Here is a 23013-nt window from a genome sequence, read left to right as displayed (position 1 = left end):
CATCGACGTTCGAATTCGACCGGATCCTCGTGGTGAGGCATCTCGCGAGACGGCTCACTCTTCGGAAAGCCGCCCGAGTTCGTCTTCGACGAGGCTCGGGTGGGTGCGTTGCGGCTCGTGATGTGGCTCCTCGAAGTACTCACGCATCACCGCGATCGATTCGCGCTCGCGGGCGCTCCGTTCCGCCTCGGAGATCTCCACACAGCCGGGCGGGACCTCGCGACCGCGGTCGGTGAAATATCCCTCCGGTGTGACCCAATCGTGATAGAAGGGAACGTCGGCGTCGTGGATCAGCGTGATTGCCGTTCGAGCCCCGTCGCCGGCCGCCACGATCGCCTGATGATACTGCTCGGCGAGACGACCCGCGGCGTAGAGTCCGTCGATCGACGTTCGTCCGTGGCCGTCGTCCTGGACGTACGTCTTCGATCCCGCATCTCGCAGGTCGGTTCCTGCTGGCTCCAGATATGAGGCGTCCGACCAGGAGGCGGCAATGACGTGATCCGCCGCGATCGTCCGTCGATCGCCGTCCGCCTCGGGCGTCGTGTTCCCCTCTACTCCCGACTCCGAAGCCGGTCTCTCCGGCTCGATCGTGGCGACGAACCGAGCGTTGCGATCGGGAGCGTCGTCCCCTTCGGTCTCCTCACCCGAATTCACGCGTTCGAGCGAGACCACGCGAACACGACGTAACTCGGCGCCGTTTCGGCTCGCCTGCGAACGCTGCAGCTCTAACAGGAGACGCGGGTTGATCCCGGCGGGGAACCCCGAAAAGTTCTCGATGTGTGCGTTGCGGTTCAGAATCGACTCGCCAGCGGTTGCGACGACCGTCTTCAGGCCCGCTCGTGCGGTGAAGGTCGCGGCTGAAAGTCCTGCGACGCCGCCGCCGACGATCAACACGTCGTGGACGGTCGAACGGTCGTCAGGATCCCCGTGGCTGCGCGATTTCTCCTCCTCGATCGCCGTCGATTCCGTCGATCGCGATGGACGGTCCATGCAGGTCTCGGTCGGGCAGTTGGAATATATATTTCTCGGGCGGATGGCCCAGCGTCGAAAAACGGTGACCGGACGGGTTCGCCGGTGTGTTACTGATTACTCCATGCCCCGTCGTCGCCGATTATTCCGACGTTTCGTCGTCGGCGTCGGCGTTCTCATCCTCGTCCTCCTCGTCGTCAGTCGCGAGGAGGTCGTGTTCCGCGAGGATCGACTCTTTTTCCTCGGTCGAGCGCTCGTGGAACACCTTGTCTTCGACTTCGATCGTGGCGACGCCGACTCCTTCGGGGGTGAGGTCCTCCTCGTTCACCTGGGCGAGCGCTTCGAGGGCGAGGCCGATCGCCTCCTCGATCGAGAGGTCCTCGGCGTACTCCTCCTCGAGGTACTCGCGGACGTCGGTCCGGTTCGCGCCGATCGACAGTGCCTGCCACTCGTAGGGCGTTCCGGAGGGATCCGTCTCGAAGAGTCGCGGCTCGCCGTTTTCGATGCCGCCGACGATGAGCGCGACGCCGAACGGGCGCGCGCCGCCGATCTGCGTGTACTGTTGGATGTGATCGGTGATCTCCTTCGTCAGCGTCTCGATGCCGATCGCCTCGCCGTAGCGCAGGCGGTTGACCTGTGCCTGCCGCCGAGCGAAGTCGATGAGTTGCCGTGCGTCGGCAACGTGGCCGGCGGAGGCGACGCCGACGTGGTCGTCTGCTTTATGGATCTTCTCGACGCTTGCCGGCTCCATAAGCGATGAGCGCGCGCGCTTGTCCGCGACGAGGACGACGCCGTCCTCCGCGCGAACCCCGATGCTCGCGGTGCCGCGTTTGACGGCCTCACGTGCGTACTCGACCTGATAGAGCCGACCGTCGGGTGAGAAGATCGTGATGCCGCGGTCGTACGCCTGCTGTTGGGCTTGTCCCTGCATGTAGTATCACTCGAGATCGAGTCGCGTCGCGCCAACGTAGCCATGATCGGTCGACACGTCGACCGCGTCCTCGCGGACGACGGCAGACCGATCGCGACCCTCGAACGCGACGTCTCTCTGTACTGTGGTTCGACTCGCCCGACCCATATATCTTTCTTCACAGGCTCGAACCGTTCCCGAGGCACCGCGAACGTGGACGCCGATGGGATCGCCGTCCACCGACGTAACGCAGGCGACGGCAGCTCGTGCCTCCTCAAGGTGGCCGTGGCGGACCTGGATCACTGCCTCGCCGATGCCGTCCTCGAAGGAGAACGACAAAAGCGAGAGGTCGGCGTCGGCGCTTCCCGGATCGCCAAGCAGGTTGCCAGCCGAATACCAGACGGCCCGCTGGAAACTCCGCCGCGAGACACTCGTGTCCGGCCACGCCTTGATTCCGACGGCGAGGTATCGCCACCGGGGCCGAAGGTGCTTCGGGAGGTGTTTCATGCTGAACCTCCGTCCGGTTCCTCCGGAGTCGAACCGTCTCCGGATTTCGTTTCGTTCGTTTCGACGGACTTGTCACGATCCCGACCGGTCTCATCGCTCGCGTCGGCACCCTCGTCCGAATCGTGTTCGAGGTCGTCGTCCCGTCCGCGTCGGACGCCTGGCGAGACGAATGCATCCGAGAGCCGGTAGCGGTTCCGCTCCGCGATCGTCTCCCAGGCGTCGAGGCCGGCCTCGATCTCCGACGCCGTGAAGCCGATCGCCTCGCCGACGGCACACAGCTCACGGGGCGATCGGAGGTGGAGGTGTGAACGCGCGTTCGCGCTCACCACGTAGGGAGCGTCGTAGTGATCGATGATCTCCCGGAGCTTGCGCAGCCGCGAGAGCGATCGGACACGATCGCCGCCGGTCTGCTGAAGGACCGGACCGAGGTCGAACTCGACGTGGACCCCGTGCTCGACGGCCGCCTTTGCGAGTACGTGATTGATATCGCCGCCGCGGGCCGTCGGCCGCGAAAGCACGTCGACCCGGTCCGACTCGACCGCAAACCGGTTGAGCGAATCCGATCCCCCGCGGACGGACAGGACGGGGAAGTCCGGTCTGTAGTTCCCGATCGAGCCGCCGACGTTTGCGCGGTCGTCCGCGCGGATCTCCGCGCCAGCCACGACGTCTATCCCGTATTCATCCCGTATCGCTTGAAGATCCGATGAAACGGCCGATCCTGGATCGACCGTCGCCTCCCGCGTGCGAACGACGATCCCGTCGTACCCCTGTCGTGCCGCCGTTCTGGCGAACCGAGCAACGGTCGCCTCGCCGTCGGGATACGCGTGGACCGCCTCGTACATGGACGCGGGTTCACTCGCGGGGGATTTGGGGGTTGCGCTTGGCCGCCACGATCCGGAGTCGTCCCGATGGTGGAATCCACCACGTCGTAGGAACTCCGTTTTCGGGCCGTCGACGATCACTCCTCGAGTCGGTCGGGATCTCGTGCGGCCGTGACGACGTCAACGGCGGCTTGGTTCTCGGCAACGTCGTGAACGCGAACGACGTCTGCCCCCCGTTCGACGGCGAGAGCCGTTCCGGCGACGGTAGTGTGTTCACGTTCGTCCGGGCCGTAGCCCGCTGCGCCGTACATCGACTTGTGGGAGTGTCCGACGAGGATCGGACATTCGAGTGCTGCGAACTCCTCGAGCCGGCCGAGTAGCTCGAAGTTCTCGGCCGATGACTTTCCGAATCCGAGTCCCGGATCGACGAGCACGTCCTCGCGATCGATGCCCGCAGCCTGTGCGCGCAGGATCCGTTCCTCGAGTTCGTCGATCACGTCCTCGACTACGTCCTCGTACTCGACGTCAGTCTCCGGATCGACGGGGGTTTCGACGCTGTGCATGAGCACGACCGGACAGCCGGCCTCCGCAACCACCTCGCGCATCCGCGGGTCCTCCAGACCGGTGACGTCGTTGATGATGTCCGCGCCGGCATCGAGTGCGGCCGCCGCGACCGCCGGTTTCCGCGTGTCGACAGAGAGGGAGACGTCGCCCGCCTCGATCGCCGGAAGGGACTGTAGCGCCTCGACGACCGGGACCACGCGCTCGATCTCCTCGTCGATGGGGACGGGAGCCGCGCCCGGACGCGTCGACTCGCCGCCGAGGTCGACGATCCGCGCACCGTCGTCGATCATTCGGCGTGCAGCGGCGATGGCGTCCCCGTGAGCGGCGTGTTTGCCCCCGTCATGAAATGAATCGGGCGTGACGTTGAGGATCCCCATCACGACCGGCCCGTCCTCCCAAGGACGCCCGGAACGTGTCGTCGAGGATCCGGAGTCCGTATCGAGGTCGATCCGCTCGCGGATCGTGTCCACGATGCCGGCGAACTCCCCTCCGATCCCGGAGAGCGCATCGCAGGCCTCGTGAAACTGCGCGATCGTCCCGCCGAGAACGACGTCAATTAGTTCGCCGTCCGCCGCGCCCGAGACTGCACACGTCCCGCCGGCAGCGAGCAGTTCGCGACGCACGGCCTCCGCGCGGCTCCGGTCCAGACGCATCGTCACGAGTCGATGGACGACCTCCCCACGGTGTCGGTCGCGATCGTGTTCAGTGACGTTTGCGCCGTCGAGGATCGTTTCCGCCTCAGCAAGCGTGTTCGCCCGCTTCGGGACGGTCCGTCGAGTGTAGGTGGATCTGGCCTCTGCGACCGCGAAAAGCGACCCGGTGAGCAACACGCAGTCGCCAGAATCGGCGCGGAGTCGTGCGGTCTTGAAGGCGTTCTCGACGGACTCGATGGCCTCGACGGACTCCGTGCCGGCGCGATCGAAGGCCGCGGCGAGTACTTCCGGATCCTCCGCACGCGGGACGTCGGGTGCACACGTGATGATTGACGTCGCCTCCGGTAATGCCGCCGCGATCCCTTCGTGGTCCTTCTCGTGCATTGCCGCGAACACGAGGTGAAGGTCGTCGAACTCGTACTCCCCGAGCGTCTCGGCGAGCATCCCGCACGCTGCCGGATTGTGCGCCCCGTCGAGAACGACGAGTGGATCCGCCTCGACCACCTCGAACCGCCCCGGCCAGTCGGCCCGCGCGAGCCCCTCACGAACGTGATCGTCGGTGAGTCCCTTCTCGGGACCATCGAGTCCGTCGAGACGGTCCATCGTCTCGTGGGCCACCGCGACGGCGATCGCCGCGTTCGTCGCTTGCATCCGCCCGACGAGCGGGATCCGTGCGTCGTAGTTCCACTCCCTTCCCGTGATCTCGATTCGAGCGTCGGTCGGGCTTTTCTGCCCCGACCGCGTCTCGGCTCGACCGTGGTAGATAGCCGTCACGTCGGTGGCGGATTCAGCCGCCGAGCGGGACTCGTCCGGACCGGCCACGGTCGTCACCTCGCCGCCAGCATCGACGACCACCTCACGGACGACCGTGAGCGCCTCGCCCTCGCAGGCGGTGACGAGCGGGGCTCCTTCGACGGCGATCCGTGCCTTCGTGCGAGCGATCGCCTCGATCGAGTCGCCGAGGACGTCGGTGTGTTCGAGCGATACGTTCGTCACCGCCGTGGCGACCGGATCGATCGCACTGGTCGCGTCATGCTCCCCGCCGAGTCCCACCTCCAGAACCGCGACGTCGGCGCCGCGACGTGCGAAATCCCAGACGGCCATCGCCGTGACGACCTCGAAGAACGTGAGCGGGTCACCGGCGGCCGCACGATCGACGAGCCATGGTCGCGTCTCCGTGAGGAAGGCGGCGATGGCCTCATCGTTCATCGACCGGCCGTCGACGCGCACGCGTTCGGAGAGGTCATCGAGGTGTGGCGAGGTGTACAGTCCGACCGAGAGCCCGCTCCGGCGAAGGACCGACTCCGCGATCCGCGCGGTACTTCCCTTCCCGTTCGATCCGGCGATCTGGACGAACGCGAGGTCGTCCTCCGGGTTACCGAGGTGATCGAGGAGCGCCCGGACCGATGCCGTCCCGGGATCGACCGAGAAGCGGCGGAGGTCGAACAGGAAGTTCGATGCCTCGTGATAGTCCATACGTCTCGGGTCGGCTGGGGTTCGCTTTAGGGTGACGGTGTGGGATCGCTATCGTTTCCAGAACCCCCCGGTGAAGAGGACGAGCACGGGGATGATCTCGAGGCGGCCGATCCACATCAAAAAGACCATCCATAGCTTCGTCGTCGGCGGCAGCGAGAGGTAGGAACCGAAGGGTCCGAGGCGACCGAACGCCGGTCCAATGTTGCCGATCGTGGCGAGGCTCGCGCCGATCGCCTCGAGGGCGGTCAACTCGATCCCGACGCGGGCAGCATCCAGCCCGATGATGAGGACGCCGATCGCGAACAGGATGAGATACAGCAGCGTAAACCCGACCACCCCCCAAATCGCGTCCTCGTCGACGACGTGGCCGCCGAGGCGGATCGGCTGGACGGCCTTCGGATGGGCGGTCTCGAACAGTTCGCGACGAAGCATCTTGTAGATGATGAGCCAGCGGACGACCTTGACCCCGCCGCCGGTCGATCCGGCCGATCCGCCGATGAACATGGCGAAAAGCAGCGTCAACTGGCCGTGTACGCTCCACTGGGCGAAATCGCTCGTCGCGAATCCGGTGGAGTTCAAAAGCGAGCCGATCTGGAAGGCAGCGTGTCGCAACGCCGGCTCCGCGGTCCCCTCCGTCGTTCCACCGATCTCAAGGGGCGGGGCAGCGCCGGCGTACAGCAGACCGAACACGATCGCGACGAACGTCGCGACCGCTCCGGCGTACGTGCGCAACTCCGTATCACGAAGGAGATCTCGGGGATCCCCCGAGAGCACGTGCCAGAATAGGGCGAAGTTGGCCCCGGCGACGACCATGAACGGGAGGATGGCCCATTGGGCCACCGCCGAGAAGGCCGCGATGCTTTCCGACTGTGGGGAGAATCCGCCGGTGGGCATCGTCGAGAAGGCATGGGAAATCGCGTTGAACAGGTCCATATTCGGCGCAAACCCGGTGAGATGGAGCCCGTACAACAGGACCGCAAGCCCCAGCGTGAATGCGAAGTAGACCTTCCAGAGGACACGTGCCGTCTCCTGGATGTGCGGCGTGAGCTTTTGCAGTTGTGGCCCCGGCGCCTCCGCCTGTATCAGATCAGCACCGTTGACGGCGAGTTCCGGAAGGATCGCGACCATGAGGACGATGATCCCCATTCCGCCGAGCCATTGGGTGAGTTGACGCCACATCAACAGCGCGTGTGAGTGCTGGTCGAGTGATATCTCGCCCATCACCGTCGCGCCGGTCGTCGTGAATCCCGAGGTCGACTCGAAGAGCGCGTTGACCGGATGTGCAAGCGTCGATTCGGTGCCGTATCCGGCAAGCAGGTAGGGGATCGTGCCGACGATCGCGACCGCGAGCCACGCGAGCGCGACGAGCAACAGCGCCTCTCGCGGACCGAGATCCGGGTCCGGATCGAGGCGTTCGAGCAGGGCGCCGATCGCGAGCGTGAGAAAGATCGACGCGCCGAAGACGATCAGGTCCTCGCCGTAGACGAGCGCCACGACGAGCGGGATCGCCATTGCCACCGCGATGTATTTGACGACGGTCCCGGTGACTGCGGCGCTCGTCCGCCAGTCGACTTTCAGCGACGTGGACATCCTCTCTCCTGTCGGACCCGGGCGACGTTCGGCTGCCGATACATATCCCACCCGATCGAAGGCACGGGCAAGAATCCATCGGGTTTCGATCGCGATCACGGTCGTCTCCTGCTCCGTCACGAGCGCCGGTATCCCGGCGTCAACAGCACGAAGACGCGAGCCACGAGAGGGAACTCCCGACCAGCCCGAGGGTGGTGCACTAATCGACTCTGAAGGGACGACCGCGCAATCGATCGAATCGCCCAGGGAATCCGGACAGCTACAGCTTCTCCGTCGTCTCCTCGAGCACCGAGGTTTCGATGAATGCGACGACGTGATCGCCCGTGTGGATCTCCGTGTCACCGCGCGGGACGACGAACTCTCCATTGCGGGTGATGGCGCCAATGACCACGCCGTCGGGCAAGTCGACGACGGCATCGCGGATCGCCTTGCCCGCGAGCGCGCTCGCCTCGTCGATCTCCACTTCGATCACCTCGGCCTTATCGGATTCGATGAACGCGATGTTCTCCGCGGATCCCGACTGGGTGAATCGCGTTATCTCCTCGGCAACGACCTCACGAGGGGAGACGCCGACGTCGACGCCAACCGTCTCGAAGAGGTCGACGTAGGAGGTCCGATCGACGACGGCGACGGTCCGCTTGACGCCGAGCCGGCGCGCAAGCAGACATTCGAGAAGGTTCTTCTCGTCTGAATCGAGCGTCGAGACGAGGATGTCCGCATCCCCGACGTGTTCCCGCTCGAGAAAGCCCATGTCGGTCGCATCCGACTCCATCACGACCGTCCGTGGCAGCTCCTCGGCGAGCGTTCTGGCCCGGTCGTGATCCCGTTCCACGAGTCGCGGGGAGAGGCCGCGCTCCTCCAGGAGCCGACAGACGTGGTAGCCGACCTCCGATCCGCCGATGACGACCACTTCCGCGGATTCCTCGGGCGATTCCTCCGGAGCGATCGTCCGCGCGAACGTCTGGACACTTCGTGGCGAGCCGATCACGACCACGCGGTCGTCGGCCTGGATGCATGCGTCGCCGCGAGGGACCTCGACGTCGCCATCACGGAGGATGGCGGCGAAGGTGAGCGAGTCGAACCGGTCGGCCTCCTCGACGGTCTGGTCGACGATCGGCGACTCCTCGTCGATCTCGAATTCGGCCATCTGGACGCGCCCGTCCGCGAAGACATCCGAGTCGCGGGCCGCCGGAAGCCCGACGACGCGAACGATTGACTCAGCAGTGAGCAGGTTCGTACACACCATCAGGTCGATGCCGAACGCGCCCGCCTCGCGCTTCCAGGTGCGGAGGTACTTCGTGTGTTTGATCCGGGCGATCGTGAACGCGCTGTTACACAGCGCCTTCGCCGTCGAACAGGCGACGATGTTCGTCTCGTCGTCGTCCGTGGTTGCAAGCACCATGTCAGCGTTGTCGACGCCGGCTTCCTCCAGCGTCTCCACTTCGCTCCCGTCGGCGGTGATCGTCAACACGTCGAGTGAATACGTCAGCTCGTCGGCGCGCTCGGCATCGTTCTCGACGATCACGACGTCGTGATCGTGTTGGAGATCGGCCGCGATGCTTTCGCCGACCTGCCCCGCGCCGATGATCACTACGTGCACGGGACGGCCCCCTCGAATCTCATGCGCCGGCGTTCTCGTGGAGCGGGTAAATGGGTTGTCTTCGGAACCGATCGGCCCGCCGGGGACGGCCCCACCGGATCACTCGCAGTTCGGACACTCCAAGTGCTGGACGCCGTCGATATCGAGACTCCACTCCAGTGCGGCACCACACTCCGAACACGTCTTCGAGTCGTCCCGATCCGACTTGGCGGCCTCGGCCCGATCGTCGTCCGCTCCGGGTGTGGGTTGCATACATAGATCCGGTGCGGACCGCGGAAAAAGCTGGTGGCGATCCGAACGGGTTGGGAATCGGTGCAGACGCCGATTCCGTCCGCGGCGCCGTTCGGATTCGCTCCGTTCGGCGACGATCGGAGCCGATCCGAGGTCGATCCATCCTCCATGGGCGATCGATTTGCTCCGTGGGGATTGAACACCCTTAAGAGTGGGCGCGCGAACCGTTCAATGGGAACAGCACAGCCGTAACTCTGACTCGCCGGGGTTGCGACCCACGGCTTGAGATTGCGGCAGTGCACCGTCGCCTCCCCCGTCGCGATCGAGGCGCTCCCGTGCCCGCGGACGGACGTGTTCCGGGCGTGGAGCGCCGATCATCCACGGAGGGAGTCGCGGTCACGCTTTTGCGGTTGTGCCGTTCCAACGACAAACGATGGCACGAATACATACCCGCCGCCGCGGCTCGTCCGGTTCGGACAAGCCCGTGGCAGACGACCCGCCGGAGTGGAGCGACGTCGACGCCGACGCGATCGAAACGCGCGTCGTCGAACTGGCAGATCAGGGACACGACCCCAGCCAGATCGGCATGAAACTGCGCGATGAGGGCGTAAAGGGAACTCCGATCCCGAACGTCAAGCTCGCGACCGGAAAGAAGCTCACGCAGATCCTCGAGGAGAACGATGCTTCCGGAGAGATCCCGGAGGATCTCTACAATCTCCTCGAACGCGCGGTTCGCCTCCGTGAACACATGGATGAGAACCCGCAGGACCACCAGAACAAGCGAGCGCTTCAGAACACCGAATCGAAGATCCGCCGGCTCGCCGACTACTACCGCGGCGACCAACTCGACGAGGAGTTCAGCTACACCCACGACGCCGCCCGCGAACTCGTCAGCGACTGATAGATTTCCACTCGGCACTCCCACGAGACCACGATAATGACCGGATCGACCGCCGTCACCGAGGCCGACCCCAAAACGCTCGCCGGCGTCGTTCGCGACGCGCCGTTCGTTCGGCTCGTCGCCCGCGACGACGGTGACGCGCTGGCAGCAGCGGCGCTGCTGGCTCGGGTTGCACGCAACCTCGACACACCCTACCAGGTCCGCGTGAGCGCGGATCCGGGCGGGGCGATCGAGTCGCTTGCGTCGGACGGTTCAGACGACGTTTCGATCGCGATCGGCGCGAACGGGGCGGAGTCGTCGTCCGTCACCGGAATCCACGCGATCACGGGCGACCGACGTCCCGCGAGCACGACCGCCTTCGCGGTCGCAGGTGAACTTGGGATCGATGCCGATCCGGTCTTGACGCTCGCCGGCATCATCGCCGCGGGCACGGTGCCCGAGTCGAACGATCCAGGCGACGCGCTCGAGGCAGCCAAACGTCGCGATCTCGTCGATCGACGTCCGGGCGTGGCCGTCCCGTCGATGGCGTCCAGCGAGGACCTCGCGGAGGGACTTGCCGCCTCGACGCTGTTTCGCGCACCCGTCTCGGGCGACGTGGAAGCGGCGCGGTCGATCCTCTCGGCTCTCGACACGAGTGCGACGATCGACCGAGACTCGCTCTCGAACGACGATCATCAGCGGCTCGCGTCGTTGCTCGCGGTCGAGGTCGTCGGCATGCCGACCGCAAGCGAGCGGTCGGCGTCGGCCCTTGAGCGTGTGCTTCGTCCGTATGCGATCGTCGACTCCGAGCCGTTCGCGACCGTCGGCGGCTACGCCGACGTGCTCCGAGCGCTCGCTCGCGAGGCTCCGGGAACCGGAATCGCGCTCGCGATCTCGAAGGACGACCTCGACGATCGGCTCCGAACCGTCGCGCTCGATGAATGGCGATCACACGGAACGACGGTCCACCGATCGATCGCCGGTGCGACGACGAGCCGCTACGACGGGGTCTTCGTGGCCCGCGTCGACGCGCCGTCCGGTGCGATCGCAACCGTCGCCGAAGTGATTCGCGACTTCCGATCGCCGGAGCCGATCGCGCTCGTCATCGACGCCGACGCCGGGCGGATCGCCGCCGCGGCGAGCGAACCCGTCGGCATCGGGGAGACGCTCCGCTCCGTAGCCGACGAGTTCCACGCCACCGGCTGGGGCGGTCCGACGCGCGGCGGCCTCGACATGGCCGACGTCGACGACGAACGCGATGCTGCCGGAAACGGAGATCGCGACGCCTCCGAACTGCTCGCGGCAACGAGGGAGGCGCTTCGAACATGACCGACCCGTCTTCGACGGACGAGCCGACCGACCGACCGCAACGAACCGCGGTCGTTCGGACGCGCCACGACGATCCGGCACTCGTCAACGCCGCGCTCGTTCCGGACGACACCGATTCGATGGACGGCGAGGTCGACGACGGTGTAATCGTTCGGCGAATCGCTCGCGGAACGACCGGCGGCCTGCAGTCGACGGTGGACGACTACCTCCGCAACCTGCACGTTGCCGATCGCGTCGTCGATCGCGGTCGCGACCACGTCGAATCCGGCCGGACGATGGACGCCCGTCGATCCGACGCCGACGAAACCGACGAGGGACATGCCGACGAAACTGACGAGGAAACCGCGGTGGAGAACGGACACAGAGACGAACACGACACAACATAGACACGAGACACACATGAGCGAACGATCCGTATCCAGACAGAAACAGGAGAAGCGATGGTACTCCGTGCTCGCGCCCGAGCAGTTCGATAGGGCCGAGATCGGCGAGACCCTCGCCGCCGAACCCGAGCAGGTCGTCGGTCGAACGATCACGACCACGCTCGGCGAACTCACCCAGGAAAGCGGTGCGAACAACACCAAGTTGACGTTCAAGATCACGGACGTGGGCAGCGACACGGCCTACACCGAGTTCGTGAAATACGAGTTGACGCGCGATTACCTGCGCTCGCTCGTTCGTCGCGGTTCCTCGAAGATCGAGGCATCGATCACGGTGTTGACGACGGACGACTACCGCGTCCGGCTCCAGCCCGTTTCCTTTACCACGAAAAAGGCCGACCGCTCCCAGGAGCAGGCCATCCGTCGCGTGATGATCGACCAGGTCAACGACGCCGCTGCAGAGCGGACCTTCGCGGACCTCGTCGACTCCATCGTCGAGGGACGGCTCTCCTCTGCGATCTACGGCGACGCGAAGATGATCTACCCGCTTCGCCGCGTCGAGGTCCAGAAGCTCACCCTCGAGGCGCGCCCCGAGGAGGTTGCCGCCGAGGAGGAAGCTGCGGTCGACGTGGACACCGAGGACGTCGCCGTCGACGAATAGGCGACGACCGCACTGCGACTCGGTTTCCGTTTTCCCGTTTTTTGCGATCGTTACAACCGATCGGTCGAATCACTGACTGACGACGTCCCGTGGCCGGCACCGACCGACGATAGCGTCTCGGTTGGCTCCGCTTTCGTCGACGTGGAGACGAAACGTTGAAACGCCGCTCGGGCTTACTCAAGTCCATGGAACTGCGGGTCATCGACAAAAGCGAGGAGGAACTCCGCATCGAGATCGCCGGTGAGGACCACACGTTCATGAACGTCCTGAAGGGCGCGCTCCTGGAGACCGAGAGCGTCGCGGCCGCGACCTACGACGTCAATCCCGAACAGTCCGGCGGCCAGACGGACCCGGTCCTCACGGTCAAAACCGACGATACCGATCCCCTTGACGCCGTTGCGGAGGCGGCTGACTCGATCACTCACCGGACGACGGCGCTCTCGGATGCGGTTCGTGCGGCCTGATCGTCCGCGGTGACGACTTAAAAAACGCCGATGGGTCGGTTACGGATGGAGTAGCTCACAGCCGGACTATTTCACAGCTGAAGTAGCTCACAGCCGGACCGGAACGTCGCGCTCGTCGAGGTACTCTTTGACCTCCTCGATCGTGTACTCGCCGAAGTGGAATATCGACGCCGCCAGTGCAGCGTCCGCGTCGGCCTCGGTGAAGACCTCGTAGACGTCCTCCGGACCGCCACAGCCGGAGGAGGCGATCACGGGCGTGGAGACGTTCTCGGAGACGCCGCGCATGAGCGGAATGTCGTAGCCCTCCTTCGTTCCGTCCCTGTCGATCGAGTTGATGAACAATTCACCAGCACCGCGCGCCTCGGCCTCACTCGCCCATTCGAGCGCGTCGATACCGGTCCCCTCTCGACCCCCCTTCTTCGTGCACTCGAACCAGACCGACTCGCCGTCGTCCTCGACGTACTGTTCGCCGTCGCCGTCGTAGCGGCGACGCGCGTCGATCGAGATGACGATACACTGGGAGCCGAACGCGGCCGCTCCCTCCTCGATGAGTGCCGGACGCTCGAGCGCGCCGGTCGTGATCGACACCTTGTCGGCGCCGGCCCGGAGCGTTTCCTTGATGTCCTCGGTCGTCCGAATGCCGCCGCCGACCGTGAGCGGGATGAAACACTCGTCGGCGACGCCGCGGACGACGTCGAGCATGGTCTCGCGACCCTCCGCCGAGGCGGTGATGTCGAGGAAGACGAACTCGTCGGCACCCGACTCGTTGTACTTGCGCGCGAGTTCAACCGGGTCGCCGGTGTATTCGAGGTTTTCGAAGTTGACACCGGTGTAGACGGCCGCGTTCCCGTCCTCGTCGATGTCGACGTCGATGCACGGAATGATCCGTTTCGTGAGTCCCATTCGTTATCATAGCTACCCGCCGGACGATACTAAAAGGGTCCGGGGTCGGCGGAACGCTCCGGGAGCTAGAGCTCAACGCCGGAGGGGATGAGGCTCTCGCTGCGAAGCAGGTTGCCGTCCGGGTCGTAGACGAGGAACGTGCGCTTGTCGTATGTCACGAGTACCTCGCCGTCGATCGCGATCTCCACGCGATACCGGCCCTCCTCATCGTCGCTCGTGGCACGCCCGTACTCGCGGGCCGCACGGATGAATCGGAGTACGTCGTCGGCCTCCTCGTTCAATTCGAGGACGAACTCGCCGGTGACCCGGTTGGTCACGGCGACTACCCCCTCGGCCGTCTCGTCCTCCAGCGGCTCGCGAAGCCGGAAGGCCACGTCCGTCTCGCTTGCCGCGAGCAGATCCCCATCCGGCCCGGTCAGACGCTCAGTCAGGAGCCCCTCGGGGCCCCGAAAGTCGATCCGGACGAACGGCTTGCGTGGATCGTCCTCGCGAATCCGCTCGATGTCCTCGACCGTCAGTTCAAAGTGTTCCCGCCGCATCGGCTGTTCAATGGTTGACGGTCTGTGGGTATGAACGTAACGCCGGCCCGGTCCCTGAACGTAACGCCGCCGGTCGCTCGCCACCACCGATTTGCGATGGTCGACGCACGGATTCGGGCGCTCATTCATCGGTCGTTTTAACCCTCCGCCACGCTCGATACGGACATGGTCTGGGTCCGTTCCGAATACGTCGGGGAACTCGCGGTGATCTCGGCGTGGCTTGCCGCGTTCGTTCCCTGGAACGTGACGTACGCCTCGATCCCGGGATACGGGAACGCACTGTACCTGCGCTATCCGTTTCTGGAGGTGCAGTACCTGATCGACAGGTCGATCGATGGCCAGTCGTTCTTCCTTCGGCCGATCGGGCGGGCGATCCGCCTCCAGGCGGGCGACATCGTCTACGACGCCTATCTGGCATGGGCGATCGGATCCGCGCTGATCGCGGTTGCCGTATTCACGTCGATCCTCTATTACCTGGAGGAGGAACGCCTTGAGGCCGGGCCGATCGATCCCGCGAAGGTCATCGGCGGTGCGCTGTTTGCCGCCGGGATCGTCCTCACGGTGGCGAGTTACCTCCTCGTCACCCTCGGCGTGCCTGGGATTCCGATCCCGATCGGGGCAGTCCTCATCGCCGTTCTCGGCGGCACGCTGCTTCTCGCCGAGCGGCGTGGAGACGAGTGACCGGTTGGCCGCATGTGCCACGGGAATTCCCGGCCGACGACTCCGACGACTCCGACGACTCCGGCGACGAACGACCAAGCGAGTGTGCGACGCTGACGATCGACGGGACGGCTTTAAGGTGCCGGATCGAGTACGGCGTACGCACGAACGATGTCAGGGGAAACGCTCGCCGGCGGGATCGAGGGGGGGATAGAGACACTTCGACGCCGCGCGGTGCGTACCTGGGAACTGCTTCGGGGAATCGATGTCGCAGTTCGTCCGTTTCGCCCGGGCGAGGACGGGCCCCTCGCCTCGTTTTCGCCACCGGAGGGCGAAACCGAGATCGACCGCTACTGGGTGAACGCTCCGTTCGCCTACGTCGTCATCACCTACGACGAGGAGGAAAGCGAACACCGCTATCACGCCATCGAGCCCGATCTCGACGAGTTCACCGCCGCCCTGCTCGACCGCGTCGTCGAGGACATCCGGGACCCGCTTTTGTACCAGGGCGGGAGCGACAGGGCCGAAGAGGAGACGCTTCGGGAGGAACTCGAATCGTTGCTCGAACAGTACGGTGCCAACGTGGATATGACCACCTTTCATGCCGTCCTCTATTACCTCCATCGCGACTTTCGGGGCTACGGGAAGGTCGATCCTCTCCTGAACGATGGCCACATCGAGGACGTCTCCTGTGACGGCTATGATCTGCCGATCTTCATCTATCACGACACCTACACCGACATCGAGACGAACGTCGTCTACGAACGCGAGGAACTCGATAACTACGTGATCCGCCTCGCCCAGCAGTCCGGCCAGCACATCTCCGTCGGCGAGCCGATCGTCGAGACGACGCTCCCGGACGGATCGCGAGCGGAACTCGCGCTCGGCGAGGAAGTCACGCCGCGCGGATCGGCATTCACGATCCGTCAGTATGCCGAGGAACCGTTCACTCCGATCGATCTCATCGACTACGGGACGTTCTCGATCGAACAGATGGCGTACTTCTGGCTGTGTATCGAGCACAACAAATCGCTCATCTTCGCCGGCGGGACGGCCTCCGGAAAGACCACGTCGATGAACGCGGTGTCGATGTTCATCCCGCCGCGAGCGAAGGTGATCACGATCGAGGACACCCGTGAACTCTCGTTATATCACGACAACTGGCTCTCCTCGGTGACTCGCGAGCGACTCCACGAGGGGACCGACATCGACATGTACGACCTGCTCCGGTCGGCGCTTCGCCATCGCCCGGAGTACATCCTCGTCGGCGAGGTCCGTGGTGAGGAGGCCGTGACGCTGTTTCAGGCGATGAACACCGGCCACACGACGTTCTCGACGATGCACGCCGACTCGATCGAGACCGTCATCAACCGCCTCGAGAACGACCCGATCAACGTCCCCCGGGCGATGGTCCAGTCGCTCGATATGCTGTCGATTCAGACGCTCGTTCGCTCCGACGACGAGCGCGTTCGCCGGGCGAAGATCATCGGCGAGATCGGCGGTATCGACCAGCGGACCGGCGAGTTGGATTACTCGTCGACCTTCAAGTGGCACCCCGACGCCGACTCGTTCACCGCTAATGACTCCGGGCTGCTCTCGGAGATCCAGGAGGAACGCGGCTGGGATCGCGGGGCATTTCTCATGGAAATCGACCGTCGAGAGCGATTCCTCGAGATCCTCTGTGATCTCGACATCACTGGCTACAAACGCTTTACGGCACTCGTGAACGAGTACTACGCGGACCCTGAACGAGTGATGGACCGACTCGAAACGGAGATCGAAGGCGAGGACGCATGAGAGCGGCAGCGTGATCTGGATCCTTCCTCTCCTCGCGACGGCGATCATTCTCGGCGTCCTCGCCCTCTCGCTCGTTCACCGCCGAGTGAACCTGTTCGTCTCGCGGATCGCGCTTTCGACGTTCGGCGACTACGTCGTCGACTCGACGCGAGCGAACCGGCAACGCGACCGCATGCGGGCGGCCCATACGGGGGGAACCCACCGTGTGTACGCCGCACGAACGCTGTTTTATGCCGCAGTTTTCGCCGTCGTCGGAAGCGTTCTCGGCGTCTATCTCGCGGCCGGCCTGCTCGTGGTCATGGAGGTCAACGCCGAGACGATCCAAGAGACGCTCCCTGGGGCGCTCGCGTTTCTCGCCGAACTCGCACGGCTGTCCACGATCGAACCGCTGGAGCTGTTCGTGCTCCTGCTTGCTTCCTCGGCGACGATCGGGACCGTGCTGGCCGTCGGCATCTATACCCTTCGGTGGGGGATCCTCGAGAACCGTGCGAGTTCGCGGGCGGCCGCGATCGACGCGACGCTCCCCCGGACGGTCGCGTTCATCTACGCGCTCTCACGATCGGGAATGGCGTTACCGGCCGTACTGAAGACGCTCGCGGAGAACGAGGACGTATACGGCGAGGCGGCGACTGAACTCGCCGTCGCAGTTCGGGACATGAACACCTTCGGGACGGACGTGTTGACTGCGCTACGCCGGACCGCACGCCACACTCCAAGCGAGAACCTCGAGGAGTTCACCGAGAATCTCGCGTCGGTGCTCGGATCCGGTCGCTCCCTCCCGGAGTACCTTCACAAACAGTACGAGCGCTACCAGGCGGAATCCGAATCCCAACAGGAACAGTATCTCGAGTTACTGTCGACGTTCGCGGAGGCATACGTAACCGTTCTCGTCGCGGGACCGTTGTTCTTCATCACCATCTTCGTCGTCGTGGGGCTCGTCTTACAGAATACGATCCCTATCTTGCGCGTCATCATCTACGCCGGCATCCCGCTTGCAACCGCCGGATTCGTCGTCTACGTCGACAGCGTCACTCGAACCATGAGAACCGGACTGACGACCGTCGAGAAGGCGACCGATGCGATCGTTCCCGGACGGTTCACGGTAACGACCGCGTCGACCGACCGATCCGGATCGAACGACGGCGCGGTTGCCGACCGATATCGCGAGCAGTACGAACGGATGGAACAGTACGACCGACTCCGGCATACGCTTGGGTGGGTACGAAGACCGGGAGAACTGCTGTTGCGACGTCCGATCGTCTCGCTCGCCGTGACGCTTCCGATCGGGGTGGTGTGGATCTGGGCGTCGGCGACTCCGATTCCAGTGGACTCGCCCATCGCCGTCGTTCGGGCAGTTGATGATGCGATCGTTCAATCGACGATCCTCGCTGGGATCGTCTATGCGTCGCTTTATGAGATCGAAAAGCGCCGGACGCGCCGCATGGAGTCGGCCGTCCCGGACTTTCTGGACCGACTCGCGTCGATCAACGAGGCGGGGATGACCATCGTCGAGAGCGTCGAACGCGTCGCCCAGTCCGATCTCGACGAATTGACCCCGGAACTCAAGCGAACGTGGCGGGACGTCCGTTGGGGATCCGACGTCGAGTCGGCGCTGTATCGATTCGAACGGCGGATCCGGTCCCCGATCGTCTCCCGGTCGGTCGCACTCATCGTCAACGCGATGCGTGCAAGCGGCGACGTGGCGCCGGTGCTTTCGATCGCGGCCGAGGAGACGCGCGCCTCCCGACGACTCCAACGGGAGCGACGACAGGTGATGATGACCTACCTGATCGTGATCTACATCTCGTTTTTCGTCTTCCTCGGAATCATCGCGTCGCTCACGCTCGCGTTCATCCCCGCGATCGAACAGGCCGCGGAAGCCGGGGTCGCAGACGGGGGCGGGGGCGTTCCCGCCGGCGCCAGCGTCGGGGGGATCGCGGATGGGTTCGGGGATGTCGATATTGCAAGCTACGAGCTCGTCTTCTATCACGGCGCGGTCATCCAGGGGATCTGTTCGGGAGCCGTCGCCGGACAACTCGGTGAAGGGGACCTTCGGGACGGCGTCAAACACGCCGTGATCCTCCTCGTTTTGACGTACGTCTCGGTGGTCTCGATGGGGCTCGTGTGACCGGACGACGCCGTTCCCGCTCGCCATTACTTATCAGTGCAGAGCACGTTTGATAGATCCGTGGTGCACCTCACCCGCGATCTGTTGACCGTCCTCCTCGAACATGCGACCGACGCGGAACCGGCGGCCGTCAACGTCCTTCTTTCGGCGACGTCGGCCGCCGACCTGTCCGGAGAGACGACCACGGTCGATCCGGAGACGCCGGTTTTGACTCACTTCACGCTTCCCGACATTGGAGGGTCGGTCGATGCGGTCTTCGGGATGGATCTCTCGACGCCGTCCGAACGTGGCCGGGCACGTTTCCTGTCGCATCCAACCGGCGAGCTTCGGGTGAACGAGACGGACGATCTGGCAGCGGTCGTGGTCGTGGCGGTACCGCCCTGGGAGGACGACTGCGTCGCCGCGTTCGACCGAGCGGGCCGGGAGCTTCCGTTGCATATCGTCGATGCGGTCCCGCCCGAGGAGTTCCCGCCGGAGTGACTGACGGGAGTTACAGGTATCGGTTCCCGCCGGTCGATCTCGATACGAGTTGCCTGGATTTTTGAGGGGACGGACCAAAACGGACGCATAATGGCTGTCCGGCCCCCAGGAAACGACGGCAAGACGCCGGAGACGATCGAGTTCGGGATCGCGGCCCTCGACGCCCGGCTCGAGGAATCGGACGTCGAGTTCCCGGCGACGCAAGCGGAGATCGTTCGTGAGCTATCCGCCGAGGAGATCCCTTATAACGCGTCCGGCCACACCCTCGATCTGACCGACGCGTTGGACCGTGTGGGCCCCGACCAGTTCGAGACGAAAGGCGAGTTGATGAACGCGCTTCATCCCCTCTTCGAGGAGCGACGCCGACACGGCGGCGGATCGATCCTCGAACGGCTTCGTGCGGCCCTGCCGTTTTGAGTCCATTCGGCGTACGAACGGACCCGGAACTTCGATCCGTCACTCGGAGCCACGGCGATCGTAGCCGTCGGCCCCTTCGCGGTGGAGCGTGAGGATCATATCGGCGAGCACGCCGAACATCAAGAGCTGGATACCGAGGAGGATGCCCGCCGCCGAGACCAGCGCGAGGATCTCGTGGCCGACACCTCGTGCCACCCACTCATAGAGGACGTATACCGCCACGAGCGCCCCCAAAAGTGTCGCCGTCAAGCCGACGCTACCGAAGTAGAAAAGCGGGTTGTTCGTCTTCGCCTTTCGGTAGAGTTCGAGGAAGATGATCCCACCGTCACGGATCGGACGAAGGTTCGTATCGGATCCCTCCGGGCGGGGGCGGTAGGTGATATCCACCACCGCGACGGGGACGCCGTGTTTGACGCACTCGACGGCCATCTCCGTCTCGATCCCGAAGCCCTCGGCGGTAAGGTGGAGACGCTCGAAGGACTCGCGAGTGAACGCACGATATCCCGAGAGGATATCTCGGCAGTTCGTCCCGTGGATCCGGGCGAACGCCCAGTTGACGATCCGGTTGCCGATCCGGTTGAGCCGCGTCATTGCGCCCGGTTTCATATCCGCAAACCGGTCACCGATGACGTGTTCGGCCCGCCCCGAGCGGATCGGCTTGAGCATCGCCTCCGCATCCGCCGCCTCGTAGGTCGCATCAGCGTCCGCAAGCAGGACGAACTCCGCTTCGATGTGCTTGCTGACTGCCTCCCGAACGGCTTGTCCTTTCCCCTCGCCCGACTGTTCGACTACGCGGGCGCCGGCGTCGGCGGCGAGGTCACGGGTTCCGTCGGTCGACCCGCCGTCGATCACGAGCACGTTCTCGAAGCCATGCTCGCGATAGTCGCGGACGACTTCTGCGATCGTGGCCGCCTCGTTCATCGTCGGCAGGAGTACGCACACCTCCGGGGACCCCGTCATCGTCCAGTCGTGGTTGGTGCGGGCGGTTAAGTGTGCAGGTTCCCCGACTGTGTTGGGCCCCCGGCGGCGAGATCACTCCTCAATGAAGTCCGGCTCGGTTCGTTTGTTCTCGCGTTCATCGCGGAGCTGATCGATGAAGTCGTCGGGATCGACGTCCGCGCGCTCGTTCTCGAAGCGGTCGCGAACGGAGATCGTCCCCGACTCCTCCTCGTCGCCGCCGACAATGATCATGTACGGCAGCCGGTCGTCGTGTGCTTGGCGGATCTTGCGGCCGACCGTCCAGTCGCGGTCCTCGACGGTCACGCGGAAGCCGGCGTCGTCGATTTCGTTCTTCACGCGGTGGGCGTATCCGAGCGCGTCGTCGGAGACGGGGAGCACGCGGACCTGTTCGGGCGCGAGCCAAAGCGGAAAGTTCCCCTTGAAGTGCTCGATCGTCACGCCCATGAATCGCTCCATGCTGCCCAAAAGCGCCCGGTGGATCATCACCGGGTGGTGCTCCTCGTTGTCCTCGCCGGCGTAGGTGAGATCGAGTCGACGCGGGATGTTGAAATCGACCTGGACGGTGCCGATCGTCCACTCGCGGCCGATCGCATCGCGTGCGTCGAGGCCGATCTTCGGGCCATAGAAGGCGGCCTCACCCGCCTCGACGTCGTACTCGAGTCCCTTCGACTCGAGGGCAGTACGGAGCGCGTTCGTGGCGTTCTCCCAAATCTCGTCGCTGCCCATCGCGTTCTCGCCTTGCGTCTCCAACTTGTAGATGATCTCAAGGTCGAACTGCGCGTACACGTCCTCGATGACGCCGATCGTGTTTCGGATCTCGGTTTCGATCTGATCGGGGCGAACGAAGGCGTGACCGTCGTCCTGGGTGAGTCCTCGCACCCGGAGGAGCCCCGAGAGTTCGCCGGACTGCTCGTTGCGGTAGACGGTCCCGAACTCGGAATACCGGATCGGGAGATCGCGATAGGAGTGTTGGGAATCGTCGAAGATGTGCGCGTGGTTCGCACAGTTCATCGGCTTGAGGCCGTATTCGGTGTCGTCCTGTTCCCACGCGAACATCTCGCCCTCCTCTTTGAACGCGTCGTAGTGGCCGGTCGGCTTCCAGAGTTCGGCTTTGTTCAACTCGGGCGTCCAGACCTCCTCGTAGCCGAGTTCGTCGTTCTTCTCGCGGATGTACTCCTCGAGTTCGCGCCGAATCCGCATCCCGTTCGGATGATAGTGGGCACACCCCGGCGAGTGGTCGGGGATCGAAAACAGATCCATCTCCCGGCCGATCTTCCGGTGATCCCGTTCTTCGGCCTCCGCGCGCATCTGCTTGAACTCTTCGAGGTCCGATTCCGACTCGAAGGCGGTCCCGTAGACGCGCGTCAGGCTCTCGTTGTCCTCATCGCCGCGCCAGTAGGCCGAGGAGATGTTGAGGAGGGCCACGGCGCCGATCTCGCCGGTCGAGTCGACGTGAGGACCTTGACAGAGGTCCTGCCAGTCGTCCTGGACGTAGAAGCTGACCGGGTCCTCGCCGGCGGCCTCCGTCTCCAGGATATCGCGTTTGAACGGATTGTCCTCGTAGATCTCGAAGGCCTCCTCGCGATCGCGCTCGACGCGTTCGATGTCGTAATCGGCCTCGATGATGTCGTCCATCTCCGTCTCGATCGCCTCGAGGTCGCTCTCGTCGAGGTCGACGCCGGTGACGTCATAATAGAACCCATCGTCGGTCGGCGGGCCGATCGTGAGTTTGGCCTCCGGATGGAGCCGCTGGAGCGCCTGGGCGAACACGTGGGCCGCCGAGTGACGGAGGACCGTGAGGTACTCCTCCGAGTCTTCCGTCACGATCTCGATCTCCGCCCCGTCGTGGACGGGTTCGTGTTTGCTTACGAGTTCGCCGTCGATCTTGCCCGCTACGGTATCTCGACCGAGCCCGGGGCCGATCTCGTAGGCGACGTCCTCGAGTGTCGATCCGGCCGGCACGGTGAGGTGTGATCCGTCCGGAAGGACGACCGTCACATCGGCCTCCGCATCGGTCTCGCTCATAGATCGGCGAAGCCGGAGGATCGGGATAAGTGTTGTTGGATGGCGGGACCAGAGATCGGTGACGATCGG

General features: G+C 64.6%; 21 protein-coding genes and 1 pseudogene. 10 read left to right on the top strand and 12 right to left on the bottom strand.

Annotated elements, in window-relative coordinates; genetic code table 11:
- Positions 1–54: 54 nt before the first annotated feature.
- The 8 genes and pseudogenes from ACERIT_RS08540 to ACERIT_RS08505 all read right to left on the bottom strand — a co-directional run bounded on the left by ACERIT_RS08540 (position 55) and on the right by ACERIT_RS08505 (position 9342).
- Entirely contained in the window at positions 55–990 is a 936-nt protein-coding gene (locus ACERIT_RS08540; protein WP_373674426.1) for an NAD(P)/FAD-dependent oxidoreductase, read from the bottom strand.
- A gap of 121 nt (positions 991–1111) precedes the next feature.
- Positions 1112–1900: an archaeal proteasome endopeptidase complex subunit alpha gene (gene psmA / locus ACERIT_RS08535; protein WP_373674425.1), complete on the bottom strand. Its 789-nt coding sequence runs from the start codon at positions 1898–1900 to the stop codon at positions 1112–1114.
- A gap of 6 nt (positions 1901–1906) precedes the next feature.
- Positions 1907–2386 carry an Rpp14/Pop5 family protein gene (locus ACERIT_RS08530; RefSeq protein ID WP_373674424.1) on the bottom strand — a complete coding sequence of 160 codons (480 nt, stop codon included), beginning with the start codon at positions 2384–2386 and terminating at the stop codon, positions 1907–1909.
- Between the two features lie 131 nt (positions 2387–2517).
- A pseudogene (locus ACERIT_RS08525) lies at positions 2518–3228 on the bottom strand (RNase P subunit p30 family protein); the annotation flags it as partial.
- Positions 3229–3344: 116 nt separating this feature from the next.
- On the bottom strand, positions 3345–5900 hold the full coding sequence (gene folP / locus ACERIT_RS08520) for a dihydropteroate synthase (protein WP_373674423.1): 2556 nt from the start codon (positions 5898–5900) through the stop codon (positions 3345–3347).
- Positions 5901–5948: 48 nt separating this feature from the next.
- Positions 5949–7490, bottom strand: coding sequence for a TrkH family potassium uptake protein (locus ACERIT_RS08515; protein WP_373674422.1), 1542 nt, complete (start codon positions 7488–7490; stop codon positions 5949–5951).
- A 259-nt stretch (positions 7491–7749) separates the two neighbouring features.
- Entirely contained in the window at positions 7750–9090 is a 1341-nt protein-coding gene (gene trkA, locus ACERIT_RS08510; RefSeq protein ID WP_373674421.1) for a Trk system potassium transporter TrkA, read from the bottom strand.
- 99 nt (positions 9091–9189) lie between these two features.
- Positions 9190–9342, bottom strand: a complete 153-nt coding sequence (locus tag ACERIT_RS08505; RefSeq protein ID WP_373674420.1) for a hypothetical protein — start codon at positions 9340–9342, stop codon at positions 9190–9192.
- A gap of 412 nt (positions 9343–9754) precedes the next feature.
- Between ACERIT_RS08505 and ACERIT_RS08500 the strand changes: the two genes are divergently transcribed.
- The 5 genes from ACERIT_RS08500 (at position 9755) to ACERIT_RS08480 (ending at position 13035) form a co-directional block, all read left to right on the top strand.
- Positions 9755–10222, top strand: a complete 468-nt coding sequence (locus ACERIT_RS08500) for a 30S ribosomal protein S15 (protein WP_373674419.1) — start codon at positions 9755–9757, stop codon at positions 10220–10222.
- A gap of 36 nt (positions 10223–10258) precedes the next feature.
- Entirely contained in the window at positions 10259–11530 is a 1272-nt protein-coding gene (locus tag ACERIT_RS08495) for an exonuclease RecJ (RefSeq protein WP_373674418.1), read from the top strand.
- Positions 11527–11916, top strand: a complete 390-nt coding sequence (locus tag ACERIT_RS08490; RefSeq protein WP_373674417.1) for a KEOPS complex subunit Pcc1 — start codon at positions 11527–11529, stop codon at positions 11914–11916. Before ACERIT_RS08495 ends, ACERIT_RS08490 begins: the two co-directional genes overlap by 4 nt.
- Before the next feature lie 13 nt (positions 11917–11929).
- Complete coding sequence (locus tag ACERIT_RS08485; protein WP_373674416.1) at positions 11930–12571, top strand: 30S ribosomal protein S3ae; 642 nt, start codon at positions 11930–11932, stop codon at positions 12569–12571.
- A gap of 185 nt (positions 12572–12756) precedes the next feature.
- Complete coding sequence (locus ACERIT_RS08480; RefSeq protein WP_373674415.1) at positions 12757–13035, top strand: DNA-directed RNA polymerase subunit L; 279 nt, start codon at positions 12757–12759, stop codon at positions 13033–13035.
- Positions 13036–13122: 87 nt separating this feature from the next.
- Here ACERIT_RS08480 and hisF read toward each other — a convergent pair whose 3' ends face one another.
- Both hisF and ACERIT_RS08470 read right to left on the bottom strand, forming a co-directional pair.
- Positions 13123–13938: an imidazole glycerol phosphate synthase subunit HisF gene (gene hisF, locus ACERIT_RS08475; RefSeq protein ID WP_373674414.1), complete on the bottom strand. Its 816-nt coding sequence runs from the start codon at positions 13936–13938 to the stop codon at positions 13123–13125.
- Between the two features lie 65 nt (positions 13939–14003).
- Positions 14004–14477 carry a DUF5793 family protein gene (locus tag ACERIT_RS08470; RefSeq protein WP_373674413.1) on the bottom strand — a complete coding sequence of 158 codons (474 nt, stop codon included), beginning with the start codon at positions 14475–14477 and terminating at the stop codon, positions 14004–14006.
- A gap of 165 nt (positions 14478–14642) precedes the next feature.
- Here ACERIT_RS08470 and ACERIT_RS08465 point away from each other — a divergent pair, with 165 nt between their 5' ends.
- From ACERIT_RS08465 to ACERIT_RS08445, 5 genes are all read left to right on the top strand, one after another.
- The gene (locus ACERIT_RS08465; protein WP_373674412.1) at positions 14643–15158 is read left to right on the top strand and encodes a hypothetical protein; all 516 of its coding nucleotides are present in this window, start codon (positions 14643–14645) and stop codon (positions 15156–15158) included.
- A 150-nt stretch (positions 15159–15308) separates the two neighbouring features.
- Positions 15309–16934 (top strand): type II/IV secretion system ATPase subunit, encoded by a 1626-nt coding sequence (locus tag ACERIT_RS08460; RefSeq protein WP_373674411.1) that lies wholly within the window; start codon positions 15309–15311, stop codon positions 16932–16934.
- Between the two features lie 10 nt (positions 16935–16944).
- Positions 16945–19062, top strand: a complete 2118-nt coding sequence (locus ACERIT_RS08455) for a type II secretion system F family protein (protein ID WP_373674410.1) — start codon at positions 16945–16947, stop codon at positions 19060–19062.
- Between the two features lie 60 nt (positions 19063–19122).
- The gene (locus ACERIT_RS08450) at positions 19123–19542 is read left to right on the top strand and encodes a hypothetical protein (protein ID WP_373674409.1); all 420 of its coding nucleotides are present in this window, start codon (positions 19123–19125) and stop codon (positions 19540–19542) included.
- A 90-nt stretch (positions 19543–19632) separates the two neighbouring features.
- Complete coding sequence (locus tag ACERIT_RS08445) at positions 19633–19959, top strand: hypothetical protein (protein ID WP_373674408.1); 327 nt, start codon at positions 19633–19635, stop codon at positions 19957–19959.
- A 39-nt stretch (positions 19960–19998) separates the two neighbouring features.
- Here the strand turns inward: ACERIT_RS08445 and aglJ are convergent, their stop codons facing one another.
- Both aglJ and thrS read right to left on the bottom strand, forming a co-directional pair.
- Positions 19999–20919 (bottom strand): S-layer glycoprotein N-glycosyltransferase AglJ, encoded by a 921-nt coding sequence (gene aglJ / locus ACERIT_RS08440; RefSeq protein WP_373674407.1) that lies wholly within the window; start codon positions 20917–20919, stop codon positions 19999–20001.
- A 72-nt stretch (positions 20920–20991) separates the two neighbouring features.
- Complete coding sequence (gene thrS, locus ACERIT_RS08435) at positions 20992–22944, bottom strand: threonine--tRNA ligase (RefSeq protein ID WP_373674406.1); 1953 nt, start codon at positions 22942–22944, stop codon at positions 20992–20994.
- Between the last annotated feature and the right edge of the window lie 69 nt (positions 22945–23013).

This window comes from Halopenitus sp. H-Gu1 (assembly GCF_041821145.1).
Taxonomy (GTDB): domain Archaea; phylum Halobacteriota; class Halobacteria; order Halobacteriales; family Haloferacaceae; genus Halopenitus.
Note: the sequence above shows the minus strand (reverse complement) of the source record. Positions and strands in the feature narration are given on the sequence as shown.

What these genes read in the sequence shown, in the direction of transcription:
- ACERIT_RS08540 (WP_373674426.1), bottom strand. Translation starts at nt 990, where the DNA reads ATGGACCGTCCATCGCGATCGACGGAATCGACGGCGATCGAGGAGGAG.
- psmA (WP_373674425.1), bottom strand. Translation starts at nt 1,900, where the DNA reads ATGCAGGGACAAGCCCAACAGCAGGCGTACGACCGCGGCATCACGATC.
- ACERIT_RS08530 (WP_373674424.1), bottom strand. Translation starts at nt 2,386, where the DNA reads ATGAAACACCTCCCGAAGCACCTTCGGCCCCGGTGGCGATACCTCGCC.
- folP (WP_373674423.1), bottom strand. Translation starts at nt 5,900, where the DNA reads ATGGACTATCACGAGGCATCGAACTTCCTGTTCGACCTCCGCCGCTTC.
- ACERIT_RS08515 (WP_373674422.1), bottom strand. Translation starts at nt 7,490, where the DNA reads ATGTCCACGTCGCTGAAAGTCGACTGGCGGACGAGCGCCGCAGTCACC.
- ACERIT_RS08505 (WP_373674420.1), bottom strand. Translation starts at nt 9,342, where the DNA reads ATGCAACCCACACCCGGAGCGGACGACGATCGGGCCGAGGCCGCCAAG.
- ACERIT_RS08500 (WP_373674419.1), top strand. Translation starts at nt 9,755, where the DNA reads ATGGCACGAATACATACCCGCCGCCGCGGCTCGTCCGGTTCGGACAAG.
- ACERIT_RS08495 (WP_373674418.1), top strand. Translation starts at nt 10,259, where the DNA reads ATGACCGGATCGACCGCCGTCACCGAGGCCGACCCCAAAACGCTCGCC.
- ACERIT_RS08490 (WP_373674417.1), top strand. Translation starts at nt 11,527, where the DNA reads ATGACCGACCCGTCTTCGACGGACGAGCCGACCGACCGACCGCAACGA.
- ACERIT_RS08485 (WP_373674416.1), top strand. Translation starts at nt 11,930, where the DNA reads ATGAGCGAACGATCCGTATCCAGACAGAAACAGGAGAAGCGATGGTAC.
- ACERIT_RS08480 (WP_373674415.1), top strand. Translation starts at nt 12,757, where the DNA reads ATGGAACTGCGGGTCATCGACAAAAGCGAGGAGGAACTCCGCATCGAG.
- hisF (WP_373674414.1), bottom strand. Translation starts at nt 13,938, where the DNA reads ATGGGACTCACGAAACGGATCATTCCGTGCATCGACGTCGACATCGAC.
- ACERIT_RS08470 (WP_373674413.1), bottom strand. Translation starts at nt 14,477, where the DNA reads ATGCGGCGGGAACACTTTGAACTGACGGTCGAGGACATCGAGCGGATT.
- ACERIT_RS08465 (WP_373674412.1), top strand. Translation starts at nt 14,643, where the DNA reads ATGGTCTGGGTCCGTTCCGAATACGTCGGGGAACTCGCGGTGATCTCG.
- ACERIT_RS08460 (WP_373674411.1), top strand. Translation starts at nt 15,309, where the DNA reads ATGTCAGGGGAAACGCTCGCCGGCGGGATCGAGGGGGGGATAGAGACA.
- ACERIT_RS08445 (WP_373674408.1), top strand. Translation starts at nt 19,633, where the DNA reads ATGGCTGTCCGGCCCCCAGGAAACGACGGCAAGACGCCGGAGACGATC.
- aglJ (WP_373674407.1), bottom strand. Translation starts at nt 20,919, where the DNA reads ATGACGGGGTCCCCGGAGGTGTGCGTACTCCTGCCGACGATGAACGAG.
- thrS (WP_373674406.1), bottom strand. Translation starts at nt 22,944, where the DNA reads ATGAGCGAGACCGATGCGGAGGCCGATGTGACGGTCGTCCTTCCGGAC.